This window comes from Rufibacter sediminis, from assembly GCF_014269285.1.
Classification (GTDB): Bacteria; Bacteroidota; Bacteroidia; order Cytophagales; family Hymenobacteraceae; genus Nibribacter; species Nibribacter sediminis.
Map to the genome: position 1 here is coordinate 172869 of NZ_JACOAF010000041.1, position 16612 is coordinate 189480.

At 51.5% G+C, this 16612-nt stretch carries 14 protein-coding genes and 1 tRNA gene; 8 read left to right on the plus strand and 7 right to left on the minus strand.

Features of this window, described 5'->3' with window-relative positions:
* Window positions 1–221 precede the first annotated feature (221 nt).
* On the plus strand, window positions 222–779 hold the full coding sequence (locus tag H7U12_RS16880) for a DUF4142 domain-containing protein (RefSeq protein WP_186640182.1): 558 nt from the start codon (window positions 222–224) through the stop codon (window positions 777–779).
* Between the two features lie 95 nt (window positions 780–874).
* Here H7U12_RS16880 and H7U12_RS16885 read toward each other — a convergent pair whose 3' ends face one another.
* The 6 genes from H7U12_RS16885 to H7U12_RS16910 all read right to left on the minus strand — a co-directional run bounded on the left by H7U12_RS16885 (window position 875) and on the right by H7U12_RS16910 (window position 8990).
* The gene (locus H7U12_RS16885; protein ID WP_317170788.1) at window positions 875–1660 is read right to left on the minus strand and encodes a helical backbone metal receptor; all 786 of its coding nucleotides are present in this window, start codon (window positions 1658–1660) and stop codon (window positions 875–877) included.
* 207 nt (window positions 1661–1867) lie between these two features.
* Entirely contained in the window at window positions 1868–2419 is a 552-nt protein-coding gene (locus tag H7U12_RS16890) for a GNAT family N-acetyltransferase (protein ID WP_186640184.1), read from the minus strand.
* 259 nt (window positions 2420–2678) lie between these two features.
* Window positions 2679–3749 carry a M42 family metallopeptidase gene (locus tag H7U12_RS16895; RefSeq protein WP_186640186.1) on the minus strand — a complete coding sequence of 357 codons (1071 nt, stop codon included), beginning with the start codon at window positions 3747–3749 and terminating at the stop codon, window positions 2679–2681.
* Between the two features lie 213 nt (window positions 3750–3962).
* Entirely contained in the window at window positions 3963–5525 is a 1563-nt protein-coding gene (locus tag H7U12_RS16900; RefSeq protein WP_186640188.1) for an acyl-CoA carboxylase subunit beta, read from the minus strand.
* A gap of 145 nt (window positions 5526–5670) precedes the next feature.
* The gene (locus tag H7U12_RS16905; protein WP_186640190.1) at window positions 5671–8277 is read right to left on the minus strand and encodes an ATP-dependent Clp protease ATP-binding subunit; all 2607 of its coding nucleotides are present in this window, start codon (window positions 8275–8277) and stop codon (window positions 5671–5673) included.
* Between the two features lie 95 nt (window positions 8278–8372).
* A complete protein-coding gene (locus H7U12_RS16910; RefSeq protein ID WP_186640192.1) occupies window positions 8373–8990 on the minus strand; it encodes a WbqC family protein in 618 nt (205 codons plus the stop codon).
* Between the two features lie 530 nt (window positions 8991–9520).
* On the opposite strand from H7U12_RS16910, the gene H7U12_RS16915 reads away from it, so the two are divergent.
* Window positions 9521–10537, plus strand: coding sequence for an LLM class flavin-dependent oxidoreductase (locus H7U12_RS16915; protein WP_186640194.1), 1017 nt, complete (start codon window positions 9521–9523; stop codon window positions 10535–10537).
* A gap of 213 nt (window positions 10538–10750) precedes the next feature.
* Window positions 10751–11689, plus strand: coding sequence for a lysophospholipid acyltransferase family protein (locus H7U12_RS16920; RefSeq protein ID WP_186640196.1), 939 nt, complete (start codon window positions 10751–10753; stop codon window positions 11687–11689).
* Window positions 11690–11914: 225 nt separating this feature from the next.
* Here the strand turns inward: H7U12_RS16920 and H7U12_RS16925 are convergent, their stop codons facing one another.
* A complete protein-coding gene (locus tag H7U12_RS16925) occupies window positions 11915–12544 on the minus strand; it encodes an L-threonylcarbamoyladenylate synthase (protein WP_186640199.1) in 630 nt (209 codons plus the stop codon).
* Between the two features lie 312 nt (window positions 12545–12856).
* Between H7U12_RS16925 and mltG the strand changes: the two genes are divergently transcribed.
* From mltG to H7U12_RS16950, 5 genes are all read left to right on the plus strand, one after another.
* Complete coding sequence (gene mltG / locus H7U12_RS16930) at window positions 12857–13945, plus strand: endolytic transglycosylase MltG (RefSeq protein ID WP_186640201.1); 1089 nt, start codon at window positions 12857–12859, stop codon at window positions 13943–13945.
* A gap of 73 nt (window positions 13946–14018) precedes the next feature.
* Window positions 14019–14666 (plus strand): DUF6624 domain-containing protein, encoded by a 648-nt coding sequence (locus H7U12_RS16935; RefSeq protein WP_186640203.1) that lies wholly within the window; start codon window positions 14019–14021, stop codon window positions 14664–14666.
* Window positions 14667–14791: 125 nt separating this feature from the next.
* A complete protein-coding gene (locus H7U12_RS16940) occupies window positions 14792–15205 on the plus strand; it encodes an acyl-CoA thioesterase (protein ID WP_186640205.1) in 414 nt (137 codons plus the stop codon).
* Window positions 15202–16131, plus strand: a complete 930-nt coding sequence (locus tag H7U12_RS16945) for a YihY/virulence factor BrkB family protein (RefSeq protein WP_186640208.1) — start codon at window positions 15202–15204, stop codon at window positions 16129–16131. Before H7U12_RS16940 ends, H7U12_RS16945 begins: the two co-directional genes overlap by 4 nt.
* 214 nt (window positions 16132–16345) lie before the next feature.
* Window positions 16346–16430, plus strand: a tRNA-Ser gene (locus H7U12_RS16950).
* Window positions 16431–16612: the final 182 nt, after the last annotated feature.

The window sequence follows — 16612 nt, forward strand, 5'->3', positions numbered from 1 at the left end:
TGTTGAGTAAGGTTGTATTTGAAAATCAATAGATTGTAACAGTCAGTTTTGCCTAAGTTTTCCTGAAGTAAGCGATAAACGGGATTAGTTAAATATAATAATAGTAAGTAGTTGTTTGGAATATTGATAGTATGGCAAGGATGAATCTGAACTATTACAACAAATGAATCATTCTTGCGTTTATCTGGTTATAATATCAGGAAATTCTAATAAATACGACTATGAAAAAATTCAATGTTTGGATGCTCGCCTCGTCAATGGTGATGAGCGGCATGACATTGGTTTCTTGCAATAAAGTAGATAAAGAAGCTACCGCAGCAGACCATGTTAAAGTTGAACAGTTCCTGAAGCAGGCGGCTACCACTGATAACTTTCAGTTGATGGCCGGTATGATGGCCGAAGACCAAAGCGAAAAAGGATCGGTTGGTGCGCTGGGACAGAAAATCTACCACGTACACTCCAGAACCACGCCTGTTCTGGCCGAGATAGCGAAGAAAAAAGACGTTCAGCTGCCTGCTCAAATGGGAAGTGAGAAGAAAGCCCTGGTAGACAGCCTGGAGAATAAGAAAGGGGAGGAGTTTGACCAAACCTTTGCCAATCTGGAAGTTGAAGCCCATGAAGAGGCCATCGCCTTTTATGAGAAAGCCGACAAAGAGGTAAACGACCCGGATGTGCAGCAATTCATTGATCAGATCTTACCAGTTCTGAAAGAGCACTTAGCCGAAGCCCAGGAGTTGAAGAACGCCGTGGCGCAGGTAGACAAAACCAGCAAGCCGTAAGCTTTACCTTTTCTACACAGAAAGGCCCTTTGCAACTACTGCAAAGGGCCTTTTCTTTTCTGGAGGGAAAGGTTCGCTTCCAGGCAAGCCTGCCATTAACCCATGACCGCCTGTTGCAATTCCTGCAGATAAGGCACCGAATGCAGCAGTCGGCTGCCATACCAGCTGAACAGTTCCCCGTCTACTACTTTGATCTGCGCCTCGGGACAAATGGCCCGGAACTCAGCGATGTGCTTTTCTTTAAACGGATAGGGCTCTGAAGACAGCAGAATCAAGCGGGGATTTGCCGATCGCAATTGTTCAGCAGAAACCTCAGGGTACCTGGGCAGATGCCCCAGTACGTTCTCAAAACCGCAACGCGTGAGCAAATGGTCTATAAAGTTCTGGTTCCCGATGCCCATATACGGGTTCCGCCAGATGAAATAGGCCGTGGGGATGGCCGGAACCACCGGCTGAAGCTGGGCAAACTGTTGCTTAAGCTCAGAAACCAGTGCTTCGGCCGGTAGTAGGGCGTCCGTTAAATGGCCCACGGCTTGCATCATCTCCCAAGAATCATCCAGCGAGTAGATGTCGCTCATCCAGACGGGGTATTTCTGCTGCAGCTGTTCAATGCCCGCTTGGTAGTTTTCTTCCTTGTTGCCAATAATCAGATCCGGCTGCAGCTGGTCAATGACCTCGAAGTTGAAGTTTTTAGTGCCCCCTATCTTCGTTTTGGCTTTCACCTGCTCCTTGGGGTGAATACAGAATTTAGTCACGCCTACTATCTTATCGCCCAAGCCCAAGTGGAACAATAACTCCGTCTGGGATGGCACCAGCGACACAATCCGGCGGGGCGGCTGTGGCAAAGAAACTTGGCGGTTCATCTGATCTAGGAAAAGCACTTGGTTCTGGGTAACGTTTAGGTAATTGGTGAATGCGGGTTTTGCGTGGGAAGAAGGTCGATTTCTAAGTAGTCGGAAAGGCGTTTTCGGCTGCTTGGTTGATGAGAACACTAACAAGGACGGCGGATTTAGATGGATGCCATTTCAAGCTTTTTTTCAGAAAACGGGCAGAAAACGGAGTGCGTTCCCATTCTTATTTTCTGATGCTCACTTCTTCATTTCCAACTGATTTCTCCATTCATAGTCCAGAAGGGCATAGATGTAAGAATCGCACCAGGAGCCTTTGATGAAGATGTTCTCCCGGAAGTGGGCCTCGCGGCGCATACCCAGCTTCTCCATGACGCGGTAAGAACCAATGTTGCGCGGATCACAGTCGGCCCAGATGCGGTGGAGGTGCAGTTCCTCAAATCCGAAACGCATGAGCGCGGCGGCGGCCTCAGAGGTGTAGCCTTTGTTCCAGTAGGTCTGGTTGAGGATGTACCACAAAACGGCTTCCTCTGCATCGTGATCCACTTTCATGCCCACCCGCCCGATGAGCATATCGGTCGTTTTCAGCACAATGGCCAGGTCAAACAAGGTGCGCGGCTCTTCTTTGGCTTCCTCCAGGCAGTGCAGCAGGTAGTCCAGGCTTTCTTTGCTGGTGCGCACCTGGCTGGTCTGGTACCGCATCACCTCCTCGTTGGATTCGTACAGGTTGGTGAAATGCCAGTCATCTTCTTTGAATTCGCGCAGGAGCAAACGGGAAGTGCTTAATTCCATGGTGTGGCAGGTGAGTACTGCGGGTGAAGATAGGGAATTATCGTGTTCTGTAGTAGTATCCTGCCAGAACTGAACCCCGGCTTGCCAACCTGTCGGCCTCTCTGCTGACTTTCAAGGTAAGCGCCGCACCGCTGTTTTGTGCCTCTTTTCCGGAAAACGGCTCTAAAACAGAAAGACCTGTGAGGTTTCGGAAACCCCACAGGTCTGTACCTGTAACATGCGTTTTGGGCCGGTTTTCTGAAAAACGGCCGCTAAACGACTATTTCAGATAGCGGAAATCATGGCCGCTTTGCAGCTGGGTCAGGAAGTGGTAGTACAGCTTGATGATGCTGTCCACGTCATCTTTGTGCACGGTTTCCACGGTGGTGTGCATGTATTTTAACGGCAGTGAGATAAGCGCGGAGGCTACACCTTCAGAAGAATACGCAAAGGCATCGGTATCGGTGCCGGTGGCGCGGGTGGCGGCGGCCCGCTGGAAAGGAATCTCATTTTTCTGCGCCACCTCAATGAGCATGTCCAGCACGTTGTTCTGTACCGCCGGGCCGTAGGTTAACACCGGTCCTTTGCCGCAGTGCAGATCGCCGTTGGTTTTCTTCTCGTACATGGGCGACTGCGTGTCATGCGTCACATCGGTGATGATGGCCAGGTCTGGCTTGATGCGGTGCGCGATCATCTCGGCGCCGCGCAGACCAATCTCTTCCTGTACCGCGTTGACGATGTATAACCCGAAAGGAAGCGTGTTTCCGTTCTCCTTCAGCATACGCGCCACCTCCGCGATCATGAACCCCCCGATACGGTTGTCTAGCGCCCGGCCCACGTAGAACTTCTCGTTCATGGTCCAGAACTCATCATCGAAGGTGATCACGCAGCCTACGTGAATGCCCATTTCCTCTACTTCCTGCTTGTTGGCCGCACCGCAATCCAGGAAAATGGTTTCTACGGTGGGCGCTTTGTCCTGATCTGGCTTGCGCACATGGATGGCCGGATACCCGAACACCGCTTTCACCAAGCCCTTCTTGGTGTGGATGTTCACCCGTTTGGACGGCGCGATCACGGCATCAGAACCACCGTTCCGGCGTACGTAGATAAAGCCCTCGGGCGTGATGTAGTTCACAAACCAGGCAATTTCATCGGCGTGGGCCTCAATGACTACCTTGTACTCGGCCTCGGGGTTGATGACGCCCACCACGGTGCCGTACGTGTCCACGAAATACTCGTCTACATACGGTCTGATGTAGTCTAACCACAGTTTCTGGCCTGATGACTCAAAGCCGGTTGGTGCGGCGTTGTTGAGGTAGGTCTGCAGGAATTCAAAGCTTTCTTCTCTCATAGCTTTCTGTTTAGGTGGAGCAAAGCACTCTCCGGAAGTTGTTAGTCTGATGAAGTAGTAATTGGCTGGGGTGCTTTGTCATCACCAGCCAAGGGCGCAATTGAATATTGGATAATAGATTCTAACTGTTAGATGCTGGACTCTGGATGTTAGAACTTCTTCCCGTTGCCTCTGGGGTCAATTGTCTGCAGTTCAGTGTCTTGCATCTTTTACTTATAATGGAATATTCCCGTGCTTTTTCTTGGGTAGCTGGTCTACTTTGTTTTCCAGCATCTTAAACGCTCTGATCAGCTTGGCGCGGGTTTCCGAAGGATAAATTACCTCGTCTACGAAACCGCGGTGGGCTGCGCGGTACGGCGTCGCGAATTTGGACTGATATTCCGCTACTTTCTCCGCGAGTTTGGCTTCTGGATCCTCGGCGGCGGCAATCTCACGTTTGAAGATGATCTCAGCGGCTCCTTTGGCGCCCATCACGGCAATCTCGGCGGTTGGCCAAGCGTAGTTCAGGTCCGCGCCAATGTGCTTGGAGTTCATCACGTCATAAGCCCCGCCATACGCTTTGCGGGTGATCACGGTAACACGCGGCACCGTGGCCTCGCAGAAAGCATACAGCAATTTAGCGCCGTTGGTGATGATACCGCGCCACTCCTGATCGGTGCCGGGCAGGAAACCGGGTACGTCTTCCAACACCAGCAACGGAATATTGAAGGAATCACAGAAGCGCACGAAACGGGCTGCTTTGGTAGATGCGTTGATGTCCAGAACCCCGGCTAGGACAGCCGGCTGGTTCCCTACAATCCCGATGCTGCGACCTGCCAATCTGGCAAAGCCCACCACAATGTTTTCCCCGAAGTTCTTGTGCACCTCCAAAAAGGAGTCAGCATCAATTATGCCTTCAATTACTTCCCGGATGTCATACGGCTGGTTGGGATTCTCCGGCACAATGGAATTCAGGACTTCACGGGTTTCGTCAGCTTGGGCTTCATAGGGCAGGGAAGGAGGGAGTTCCTCGCAGTTCTGCGGCATGTAGCTCAACAACTGTTTAATATTCTGGATGCAGACTACCTCATTGGCGCAGGAGAAATGCGTCACGCCGCTTTTAGTGCTGTGGGTGCTGGCGCCGCCTAACTCCTCTGAAGTCACTGTTTCATGCGTCACCGTTTTCACCACGTTCGGGCCGGTCACAAACATATAGGACGTGTCTTCCACCATCAGGATGAAATCAGTGATGGCGGGGGAATATACCGCCCCACCGGCACAAGGTCCCATAATACCCGACAATTGCGGTACAACGCCGGAAGCTAAGGTGTTTTTGTAGAAAATATCGGCGTAGCCGCCCAGAGACACCACGCCTTCCTGAATGCGGGCTCCGCCGGAGTCATTGAGGCCAATCACGGGAGCGCCGTTCTTCATGGCCAAATCCATGATTTTTACAATCTTCTCGGCGTGGGTTTCAGAGAGGGAACCGCCAAAAACGGTGAAGTCCTGGGAGAAAACGTAAACTAGTCGGCCGTTCACGGTTCCGTAACCGGTCACCACGCCATCGCCTAGGTAGTATTCTTTGTCCAGCCCGAAGTCTTTGGAGCGGTGCATCACAAACTTGCCGATCTCCTCAAAAGAACCTTCGTCCAGAAGTAAGTCAATGCGTTCGCGGGCAGTGAGTTTGCCTTTTTTATGTTGCGCATCAATGCGGGCCTGTCCACCTCCTAAGAGGGCCTCGGCATTTTTGCGGTCTAATGTTTCAAATTTGCTGTCCAGCTTATTTCCGTCTGACATTGAAGCAGTTTGATGTTGGTACAAGAAATCAAATTTAGGAAAGAATAGGGCAGTGTAAAATTTTTGTTACACTTTTCTGAATTCTTACTTAAAAACAAAAAGGCTGACAGTTTGTCTGTCAGCCTTTCCAAATATAAAATTTCAATTAGTCTTTCTTCTTGCCATCAGTAGGCGTGGTTTCTTCCTCTTCAGAAGAAGACGCTTCCGGAAGATCATCTGAAGTGTCTGGCACGGCATCCTCGTTCTTGCGGTTGGAGAAGGTCAGTTCTTCTTTGCCTTCTTCGTAGTCAATCACGATGGTGTCTCCCTGCGCCAGCTCGGCTTTCAGAATTTCCTCGGCAATCGGGTCTTCCATGTACTTGGTGATGGCACGGTTCAACGGACGGGCACCATATTTAGAGTCATATCCTTTCTCGGCCACAAAGTCTTTGGCTTTGTCAGTGATCTCAATGGTGTAGCCTAACGTTTTCACGCGTGTCAACAGTTTAGCAAGCGAGATATCAATGATTTTATGGATATCTTCTTTCACCAGCGAGTTGAACACGATCACGTCATCCAAACGGTTCAGGAACTCAGGCGAGAACGTTTTCTTCAAGGCAGAAGCAATGGTGCCTTTCATGATGTCGTCCATGTTCTCCTGACGGGTTTTGGTCGCGAAACCAACCCCAGCCCCGAAGTCCTGCAAGTCACGAGCTCCAATGTTGGAGGTCATGATGATGATGGTGTTTCTGAAGTCAACTTTACGGCCTAAACCATCAGTCAACACACCGTCATCCAGCACTTGCAGCAACAGGTTGTATACGTCTGGGTGCGCTTTCTCAATCTCATCCAGCAATACCACAGAGTAAGGCTTACGACGGATTTTCTCCGTCAGCTGACCACCTTCTTCGTAACCCACGTAGCCGGGAGGCGCTCCCACCAAGCGAGATACGCTGAATTTCTCCATGTACTCACTCATGTCAATGCGCACCAAAGAATCTTCCTTGTCAAACAGGTAGGTGGAAAGAACTTTGGCCAGCTCGGTTTTACCAACCCCGGTAGGGCCCAGGAATACGAACGAACCGATGGGGCGTTTCGGATCTTTCAGACCAACGCGGGTCCGCTGAATGGCTTTCACCAACTGCGTAATCGCTTTTTCCTGACCAATCACTTTGCCTTTCAGCTCTTCGCCCATGTTCAAAAGCTTGAGGCTTTCTTTCTGCGCGATACGTTTCACCGGAATACCTGTCATCATGGCGATTACCTCGGCCACGTTTTCTTCTTTCACAGCGTAACGCTTCTTCTTGGTTTCCTCTTCCCAGCTCTTTTTAGCGGAGTCAAGTTGGTCCAGAAGTTTTTTCTCTTTGTCACGCAGTTGAGCCGCCTCTTCGTACTTCTGGCTTTTCACCACACGGTTTTTCTCGTCCTTGATGTTCTCAATCTGTTGCTCCAGATTCAGGATATCTTCAGGCACCACAATGTTGTTGATGTGCACGCGGGCACCCGCCTCATCCAGAATGTCAATGGCTTTGTCTGGCAGGAAACGGTCGCTCATGTAGCGGTCGCTCAACTTCACACAGGCCTCAATGGCTTTGTCTGAATAGGTCACGTGGTGGTGATCCTGGTATTTGTCTTTGATGTTGTGCAGGATCTCAATGGTTTCCTCTGGGGTGGTAGGGTCTACCATCACAATCTGGAAACGACGAGCCAAAGCACCATCTTTCTCAATGTACTGACGGTATTCGTCTAACGTAGTAGCACCAATGCATTGGATTTCACCGCGGGCCAGCGCAGGTTTGAACATGTTGGAGGCATCCAGAGATCCGGAGGCTCCACCAGCACCCACAATGGTGTGCAACTCATCAATGAAGAGAATCACGTCCGGAGATTTCTCCAGTTCGTTCATCACGGCTTTCATACGCTCTTCAAACTGACCGCGGTATTTAGTACCGGCTACCAATGAAGCCAGGTCTAAGGTTACCACGCGTTTTCCGAAAAGCACCCGAGAAACCTTCTTCTGGATGATACGCAGGGCCAGACCTTCAGCAATGGCGGTTTTACCCACACCAGGCTCCCCAATCAGAATCGGGTTGTTTTTCTTACGACGGCTCAATACCTGAGCCACGCGTTCGATTTCTTTTTCACGACCCACAATAGGGTCCAGTTTGCCTTCCTCGGCCAACTTGGTCAGATCACGGCCGAAGTTGTCCAGCACCGGCGTGCGGGATTTCTCGGCACCCTTCTTGGCGGCAGAGCCAGCGCCTCCTTTAGAGGAAGAGCCGAAGAGTTTGTCGTTATCGTCGTTATCGTCGGTATCTGAAGAGGCGAGAGGGTTGTTAGCATGATAGTCTAACGAATCCCGAATAGCTTCGTAGTTCACGTTGAATTTGGCTAAGGTTTGCGATGAAATATTATCCTCGTCCCGCAAAATAGACAGCAACAGGTGTTCTGTACCTATGATGTCAGATTTGAAGATTTTAGCCTCCAAATACGTTATTTTCAGGACCTTCTCCGTCTGTTTGGTAAGCGGGATACTTCCGGTAATATTTGTATTAGGGCTGGCGGTATTCTTGGTGGCCTGCTCAAGCGCGTACTTGAGCTCCTCCATGGGTACTCCCAGCTTTTTAAGCAAAGCGATTGCGGTGCCTTCTCCTTCGCGGATCATACCCAGAAGCAGGTGCTCGGTGCCGATGTAATCATGCCCCAAACGGATGGCTTCCTCGCGACTGAGAGAGATCACCTCTTTCACTCTATTTGAGAATTTGGCTTCCATGTAAGTTCTTGTCTAGTAAATTGTTGTTGTGCGTGTTACTGCAAAGTGCTGCCGAGGCTACGCATTTAAATTAACAAAATGAGTGGGGCAAATGTTCAACAGAAAGCCGCAGGATTCCGTAAATAAGTAGATGCCTCTGGGCCAAGGTTAAACAACAGATCCAGTATACTCAGGTTCATTGCAAATTGTTTGCCAAACACCTGCCGGTATGTCATCAAGCGCAAATTGTCAGGCTCCTTCTTGGGATGAAGTTCCCCGCGCCAATCCAACACCGGTGCCTCGTATGTAATCCCATACGTTTGAGTTAGGCCAATTGGTTGCTTTAGCTTCAGGAATTTAGCGAAAAGTTTCATTAAATCCATGTTCAGCTGGAAAAGCAGGGCCGGGCGGCGGTCATAGATGTCCTTCAGGTAATCGGCGTAATACTCAAAAAAAGGCGCGTTACCATAGGCGCTCCGGATGGTGCGCCAATGGATGTCCACCCAGCGCTGGCTGTAATCAATCTCCAGGTCGGTGATGATGGTTTTGCTGTTGCCCTTCACTACCGGCACGCTGAGCGGCACCACGCCCTGCGCCGTGAGAATGTGGCAGCGGTTGCGGTAGCTCTGCTTCTGGTAATGCTCATGGGCCTCAAACAGTAATTCATGGGCTTCAAAAGCCTTCTGAAAATAAAGAATACACGGGTTGTACTGGATCTCAGTTAGTAACTGCATGCAAGGGTAAAGTTGAATAAGTGCAAGTAAAGGAAATTTTGCAGACTTGCACCCAAACCAGTAGTGGCTTGGAAGAAACCTGGTTCAGGCAAGCAACCGCTGCGTCGTGAAACCATCACCGGCAGTTGTGCATGTGCCCTCCGTCAGGAACCAGTGAATTGGATTATTGCCTCATTCCTGAAAACGGAGGATAATCTGGAAAACTAGAATTGGATACGCGCTCTTTGGGGATTATCGCCTTTGGGTATAAGGCTTTATGATTAGAAATCTCCTGCTTTATGATTAGAAATCTCCTTTGGGGTTTACCTTTTGGTAACAAGCAGGCAGGGGTGAGTAGTTCCTGATTTTCCTGTTTCGCTGGGTGTATGGAGCTTGTTTAGCGTTTTAAGGGCATTTTCCGGAAAAGGGCGACGAAACGCCTGGATGGTATCCTGGAAGTAACGGGGGCAGAGCCCAAGTGCAGAACTTTCTACCTGTACTTTTGCCTTTTAGAAGATCAGCCGTAAAAAGAGCTGACAATAAAGATTCACATGATGGCTACTAAAAAACTAACCGATATACCCGTTTCCGTTCTGGACCTCGTTCCCATTTTGAACGGCAAAACCGCCGCCGATTCCTTCCAGAATACCGTTGATCTGGCGCAGCGCGTAGAAAGCCTGGGGTACAAACGCTACTGGATGGCCGAGCACCACAACATGGCCGGCATTGCCAGTTCGGCCACCGTGGTGCTGATTGGCCACGTGGCCGGTGCCACCACCAAACTGCGCGTGGGTTCTGGCGGTATCATGTTGCCCAACCACGCGCCGCTGGTGGTGGCCGAGCAGTTTGGCACCTTGGCCACGTTGTACCCCAACCGCATAGACCTGGGACTGGGTCGCGCCCCGGGAACGGATCAGATGACGGCCCACGCCCTGCGCCGCGATTTGCGGGGTTCCGTAGATGAATTTCCGCAGAACGTGGTGGAATTGAAAAATTACCTGGGGCCGATTGACCCCACCGCCCGGGTGCGGGCCGTACCCGGCGAGGGTTCTAACGTGCCCATCTGGATTCTGGGTTCCAGTACCTTTGGGGCGCAACTGGCCGGTATTCTGGGCATGCCGTACGCCTTCGCCAGCCACTTTGCGCCTTCGCAACTGCATGCCGCCTTGAAAGTGTACCGTGAGAGTTTCCAGCCGGTAGGCGATCTCAAGGAGCCTTATGCCATGGCCTGCGTGAACGTGATTGCCGCCAATACCGATGAAGAAGCCATTTTCCAATCCACCTCGCTCTACCAGTCTTTCCTGAACGTGGTGCGCGGCACGGCCAAGCCCATGCAGGCACCCGTGAAAAGCATGGACGGTCTCTGGGATGCCTCTGAGCGGTACGCGGTGCAGCAGATGTTGCGGTACTCCTTCATTGGCGGACCTAAAACCGTACAGGACGAACTCCAGGCTTTTCTGGACGAGACTGGCGTAGACGAGATCATGGTCGGGTCTAACATCTTTGAGCAGGCGGACCGGGTGCATTCCTACGAGATCATCTCAGAGTTTTTCCAGAAATCGGTTTAAGGGCCGTTTTAGGAAAAGAAGCCTGAAACAGCCGCGCCGCCGGCGGAAGGAGGATTTCTCTTTCCGCCGGTGGCGCGGCTGTTTTCCTCTGGGGTGCCGCTCCTGAGCAGCTTTCGGGAGAGAAACAGAACGGGTAAAAGGAAATCAGTATTTGCGCGTTATCTTTGCTCAGGGCGGGAGAGGCCTTTCCTGTTTTTGCCCTGTTTTCAGAAAATGCACCATAAACCGTCCACCAATCCGTACAGCCGTCCTGAGTTGAAGGCCAGCCAGCTTCCCCTCTGGTGGTTGCTGAAGGGGATTTCGCTGCTGCCGTTCCCGGTGCTGTACGCCATCTCCACCTTTCTCTATTGGGTTCTGTACTACGTTATCGGGTACCGCAAGAAAGTGGTGCGGCAGAACCTGGAGCGCTCCTTTCCGCGGAAAAGCAAAGCAGAACGCCTGAAAATTGAGAAGCAGTTTTTCCTGAACCTCACCGACATCATGGTGGAATCGCTTAAACTGATTTCGCTGTCTCCCGCCGAGCTGAGGAAACGGGTTTATTCCAAAGGCAAGGAAAAGGTGGAGGCGCAACTGGCCCAGGGCACCTCGGTGCTGGTGCTGGGCGCGCACTTGGGCAACTGGGAGTATATGTCGGCGGCGGGCAATACCATTTTCTCGGACCCCATTGACGGGGTGTACAAACCGTTGGCCAATTCCTTTTTTGAGGAGTTTATGAAGTTCATGCGCGGGCGGTTCGGGATCAATCTGGTGCGCATGAAAGACACGCTCCGGCACCTGATCCGGCACAAAGCCGAGAACCGCATCTTCACCCTGCTCTCAGACCAGGTGCCTCCGTACGGCGAGATCCAGTACTGGACCACCTTCCTGCAGCAAGACACGCCCTTCTATGTAGGCGCCGAGAAACTAAGGAGTTCTTTCAAGTACCCTTCTTTCTTTATTGGCATGCGGCACCTGAGGCGCGGCTATTATGAAATAGAATTCCAGGAGCTCTTGCCGCCGCCCGCCCAGGGCGTGAAAGAGGAAGGCCATCCGCTCACCGAAGCCTTCGCCCAGCGACTGGAAGCCTTTGTGGAACAATATCCCGCTGAATACCTGTGGTCGCATAAGCGCTGGAAGCATCAGCGTCCGAAGGCCGATAATCCTGAGTCCTGAGTTCAGAGTCCTGAGTCTTGAGTTTAGAGTAAGGGAGTGTTCTCGGGGTGAAAACGCTTTCAGATGGATGAGCAACCAGAAAAGCAGAGCGGCTGACAAGTTTCAACTTGCCAGCCGCTCTGCTTTGGGACCAGTTTTTCCAAAACAAGGCCAAAATGCCGTCTTAAATTCAACTCAGAACTCAAGACTAAGGACTCAGAACTGAAGAATCAGGACTGAGGATTTCTACAGAAATTCTTCAATATCGCCGGCGCCCTGGCGGAGGACCTCAAATTCATCGTTCTCGCAGTTGACCACCGTAGAGGCGATGTTGTTGCCAAAGCCGCCGTCAATGACTAGGTCCACGTGGTTGCGGTATTTCTCATAGATCAGCTCCGGGTCAGTTGTGTATTCAATTACCTCGTCCTCGTCATGGATGGAGGTAGACACAATGGGGTTGCCCAGCTCCCGGACAAGCGTCAGGGAAATGTTGTTATCCGGAATCCGGATGCCCACGGTGTCTTTCCGTTTGCCGCCTAACTTAGGCACTTTGCTGCTGGCTTCCAGCACAAAGGTGAACGGACCCGGCAGCGCCTTTTTCATCACCTTGTAGGTTTGGGTGGAGATTTTGGCGTAGTCTGAGATGTGGGTCAGGTCATGGCAGATAAAGGAAAGATGCGCCTTGGCCGGATTGATGCCCCGCAACTGGCAGAGCCGTTCCACGGCCCGGGCATTGTGCAGGTCGCAGCCTAAGCCATAAATAGTATCGGTGGGGTAGATGACCAACCCGCCTTTCCGGAGGATGTCCACTGCCTGGGCAATGCTTTTCGCTTGAGGGTTGTCTGGGTGAATCCGAAGAAAAGTAGCCTGTGCCATGGGTTTAATGTGCTAATGAGTTAATGTGCTGATGTGATAATTTGGGATTTGGCCTACAAACCTCCATTGAAGTTGGTAGGCCAAATGTCTAAGTATATAGTTTAGCTTCAAGAAGTATTTTCTTCTAACGTTTCAGTGCATACGCTTAAACCCAAATTTCCGTTTTTAAGTCGATTTTCAGAAAACAGCCCTAAAGCAGAATGCCTGGATCTCAGGGGTTGAAACCTTGGGCAGGTGGAGAGGTTTCAAAGAACTGATTAGCACATCAGCACATTTACTCATTAGCACATTAAATTCTTACCTTTGCGGTCTATGTCAGAACAAAACATACCTGTCACGCGGGGTCCCAGAGGATCGCGCAAGCCCCGGAAGACCAGCAAGTGGACCTATGTCCTGGTGGTTTTGATGTTCCTTTTCGTGTGCTTCTCCTACTACGCCTACCAGATTGTCTATACGCCCAACGTGGAGAACAAAGGCGAGCCGGTGTACGTGCTCATTCCCAACGGCGCCACCTATGAGCAGGCCATGGATTCCATCGATTCCAAAAAAGTGATCATTGACCGCCTGTCGCTCCGGTTCATGGCCAAGCTGATGGACTACCCTGAGCTGGTGAAACCCGGCCGCTACGAGCTGAAGGATGGCATGACCAACTACAAACTCATCGCCAAGCTGCGCTCCGGTGACCAGGACCCCGTAAAGCTGACGTACACCAACGTGCGCCTCAAAAAAGACCTGGCCCAGAAGCTGAGCACCTTCATCAACGCCTCGCCCGCCAAGATAGATTCCTTGCTCAACAGCCCCGCCTACACCCAGAAGCTGGGCTTTGACACCACCACCATCCTCACCATGTTCATCCCCAACACCTATGAGATGTACTGGACCACCTCCGCTGAGGACATGATGGAGCGCATGAAAAAGGAATACGACAACTTCTGGACCGAGGAGCGCAAAGCCAAAGCGCAGGACGTTGGGCTTTCCCAGAAGGAAGTCTCTATTCTGGCCTCCATCGTGCAGGCCGAGCAGAGCGTGCACGCCGATGAGCGGCCACGTATTGCCGGTGTTTACCTGAACCGCCTTAAGCGCAACATGGCCCTGCAAGCCGACCCAACCGTGGTGTTCGCCACCGGTGACTTCACCATCCGCCGGGTGCTCAACGTGCACCTGAAGACCAACTCGCCGTACAACACGTACCTGAACAAAGGCTTGCCGCCCGGCCCCATCAACCTGCCGTCCATCACTTCCATCAACGCCGTCCTGAACCCCGAGGAGCACGAGTACCTGTATTTCTGCGCCAAGGAGGATTTCTCCGGTTACCACGCGTTTGCGGTGACCGAGGCCGAGCACCGGCGGAACGCCCAGCGCTTCCACGCGGCCATGAACCAGCGCAACATCATGCGGTAGTCCGTTTCAGGGCCGTTTTTTAGTAAATGGGCCTGAAACGCCCGGCAGCTTACGCTTGTAAAAACTTCTGAATATGGGAAAAGCTTTCTCTTCGGTTATTCTTTTCTTTTGTGTTGCGATGACCGCCTGCGGGCAGACGGAGCAGAGAACGTCTGCCTCTATTCCGTATGATTCGCTGCGCACGGAGTTGGAGAAAATCTATGACACAGACCAGGCAGTACGCGAAGGATTTGACAACGTGAAGGAAGAAGACCAGAATGCTTTTTTCCGGAAGATGCAGCAGGTAGACTCCGTAAACCAGATCCAGGTACTAACGATTTTGCAGCAATACGGCTGGCTGCCTAAAAGTAAGATAGGGGAGAAGGCCGCCGATGGCTTGTTTCTGGTGGTGCAGCATGCTCCGGCCTCTGTCATTAGAAAGTACCTTCCTGCTTTGAAACGCATGGCCCAGCAAGGGGAAGCAAGCACCACCGATGCTGCCATGATGGAAGACCAGATGCTTATGTTTGATGCGAAGAAGCAAATCTATGGAACACAGGCTACTTCCATGGGGCGGGAAGACGGGAGAATGGTCATCTGGCCTATTGAAGACAGTAAGCACGTGAATGAGCGTCGCAAAGCTGCCGGTTTCCCAGACACCGTAGAAGAGAACGCCAAACGCCTGAACGCCATCTATCACCCAGAGGAAGCACTGCCCAAGAAAAAGCATGTGTTTCACTAAACCTGAAAATCTGGTCCTGCGAACGTGTTGCTTTCCAGGCTAGGTAAACTTCACTCCATCATCCGTTTAAGCGGCATTTTCTGAAAAACAGGCTGTAAACGGAAGATGCTTAACCAAGAAGAACTGTGTTTACATCAGAAGTACAGATACGCGTGCGCTACGCCGAGACCGACCAAATGGGCTACGTCTACTACGGAAACTACGGGGCCTACTATGAAGTGGCCCGTACCGAGACATTCCGGCAGTTGGGCATCAATTACAAAGAGATGGAGGCCGAAGGTGTGATGATGCCCGTGCTGGAACTGCGGTGCAAGTACATCCGGCCGGCCCGCTATGATGATCTGCTCACCGTGAGACTGCTCTTGAAAACCAAGCCGCAGGGTGCCCGCATCAAATTTGAGTACGAGGTCTACAACGAGGCCCAGGAGCTCCTGAACATCGGGGAGACCATCATGGTGTTTGTAGACATGAAAAGCAGCCGACCCACGGCAATTCCTGCGTATATTCATGCCAAACTAGACCCGTACTACACGGCATGAACCTCTACGAACGCCTGTCCCACTATAGATGGTACCGGAGACTCATCGTCTTCCTGAAACGGCTCCGTTTCGGGGAGGAGCAGGTGTCTGTCTACCACGTGCTCAAGGTCATGATGGAGGAGCTGAAGATGGACTCCCTCACCAAGCGTTCTTCGTACATGGCCTTCAACTTCACGCTGGCTATTTTCCCTACCATCATCTTCCTGTTCACGCTCATCCCGTACATCCCCGTCGGGCATTTGGACCGCGACATCCTGACCCTGTTGGGCGACATCATGCCGCCCGAGATCTACGTGGCCGCCGCCGATACCATTGAAGACATCGTGAACAAGCCGCGCGGCGGATTGCTGTCCTTCGGTTTTCTGTTTGCGGTGGTGCTGTCCACCAACGGCATCATGAGCCTCATGGATGCCTTTGACAAGAAGTACAAGACGTTCCGGCGCAGAACCTACCTGCGCAAGCGGATGATCGCCACGCTGCTCACCGTTGCCCTGGCGTTGATCTTGTTTCTGGCCATTGGCGCCATCTTCTTCGGGACGTATATTCTGGATGCGCTGGTGTTCTACGAGGTGGTGACCGAGGCGTTTACCTACGGGCTCATTGTCTCTGTGAAGTACGTGGCGGTGGTGCTGCTGTTCTTTCTGGCCACGTCCATGATTTACTACTACGTGCCGGCGGTGCATGACAAATGGCCCTTCGTCTCGGCTGGATCGGTGGTGGCCACGGTGCTCATCTTCCTGGTGTCCTGGCTGTTCTCGCTCTACATCGGCAAATTTGACTCTTATAATAAGTTCTACGGGTCCATCGGGGCCTTGATTGGTTTGATGGTGTGGCTGGATTTCGTGTGCATGAGCCTGATCGTGGGTTTTGAAGTCAACATCAGCATAGACGCCTTGACCAAGCGTTTGGTGCGCGGAAAGGTCTGACCTGTTTTAAGCCTCTTTCCCGAAAACATGTCCAAAACCGAAACTGCCTTCTTAATGCGGTAGGAAGGAAAAATTTCTAAAATATTTTTGACGGGTAGTGGCGTGATTTTCAGGAATTAAGCTTCTGAGGAGTGAAAAATCGGCTAAATTTTTAGAAAAATGCGGCGCGGCACTTGACAGGTACACTTCCAACCATTACTTTTGTGTCACATTTAGAGAGATGGCAGAGTGGTCGATTGCGGCGGTCTTGAAAACCGTTGACCTTTGCGGGTCCGGGGGTTCGAATCCCTCTCTCTCTGCTTGACAGAAGAAAAAGCTTCATAACGAAAGTTGTGGAGCTTTTTTATGCTCTTTAGCGTCTAGTTTAATGACCTATCCAGTGACCTTGGTAATTATAGACGATGAGGTCACTAGATTATTCAAAACACACTGATAAGTAATAACTTATAGCTTAGTATCTATGGTAGTGGTCGCCTTCAAA

Bases quoted from the DNA above. Each gene is read 5' to 3' on its own strand.
- H7U12_RS16880 (WP_186640182.1), top strand. From the start codon at position 222: ATGAAAAAATTCAATGTTTGGATGCTCGCCTCGTCAATGGTGATGAGC.
- H7U12_RS16905 (WP_186640190.1), bottom strand. From the start codon at position 8,277: ATGGAAGCCAAATTCTCAAATAGAGTGAAAGAGGTGATCTCTCTCAGT.
- H7U12_RS16915 (WP_186640194.1), top strand. From the start codon at position 9,521: ATGATGGCTACTAAAAAACTAACCGATATACCCGTTTCCGTTCTGGAC.
- H7U12_RS16920 (WP_186640196.1), top strand. From the start codon at position 10,751: ATGCACCATAAACCGTCCACCAATCCGTACAGCCGTCCTGAGTTGAAG.
- H7U12_RS16945 (WP_186640208.1), top strand. From the start codon at position 15,202: ATGAACCTCTACGAACGCCTGTCCCACTATAGATGGTACCGGAGACTC.
- mltG (WP_186640201.1), top strand. From the start codon at position 12,857: ATGTCAGAACAAAACATACCTGTCACGCGGGGTCCCAGAGGATCGCGC.
- H7U12_RS16895 (WP_186640186.1), bottom strand. From the start codon at position 3,749: ATGAGAGAAGAAAGCTTTGAATTCCTGCAGACCTACCTCAACAACGCC.
- H7U12_RS16935 (WP_186640203.1), top strand. From the start codon at position 14,019: ATGGGAAAAGCTTTCTCTTCGGTTATTCTTTTCTTTTGTGTTGCGATG.
- H7U12_RS16900 (WP_186640188.1), bottom strand. From the start codon at position 5,525: ATGTCAGACGGAAATAAGCTGGACAGCAAATTTGAAACATTAGACCGC.
- H7U12_RS16910 (WP_186640192.1), bottom strand. From the start codon at position 8,990: ATGCAGTTACTAACTGAGATCCAGTACAACCCGTGTATTCTTTATTTT.
- H7U12_RS16890 (WP_186640184.1), bottom strand. From the start codon at position 2,419: ATGGAATTAAGCACTTCCCGTTTGCTCCTGCGCGAATTCAAAGAAGAT.
- H7U12_RS16925 (WP_186640199.1), bottom strand. From the start codon at position 12,544: ATGGCACAGGCTACTTTTCTTCGGATTCACCCAGACAACCCTCAAGCG.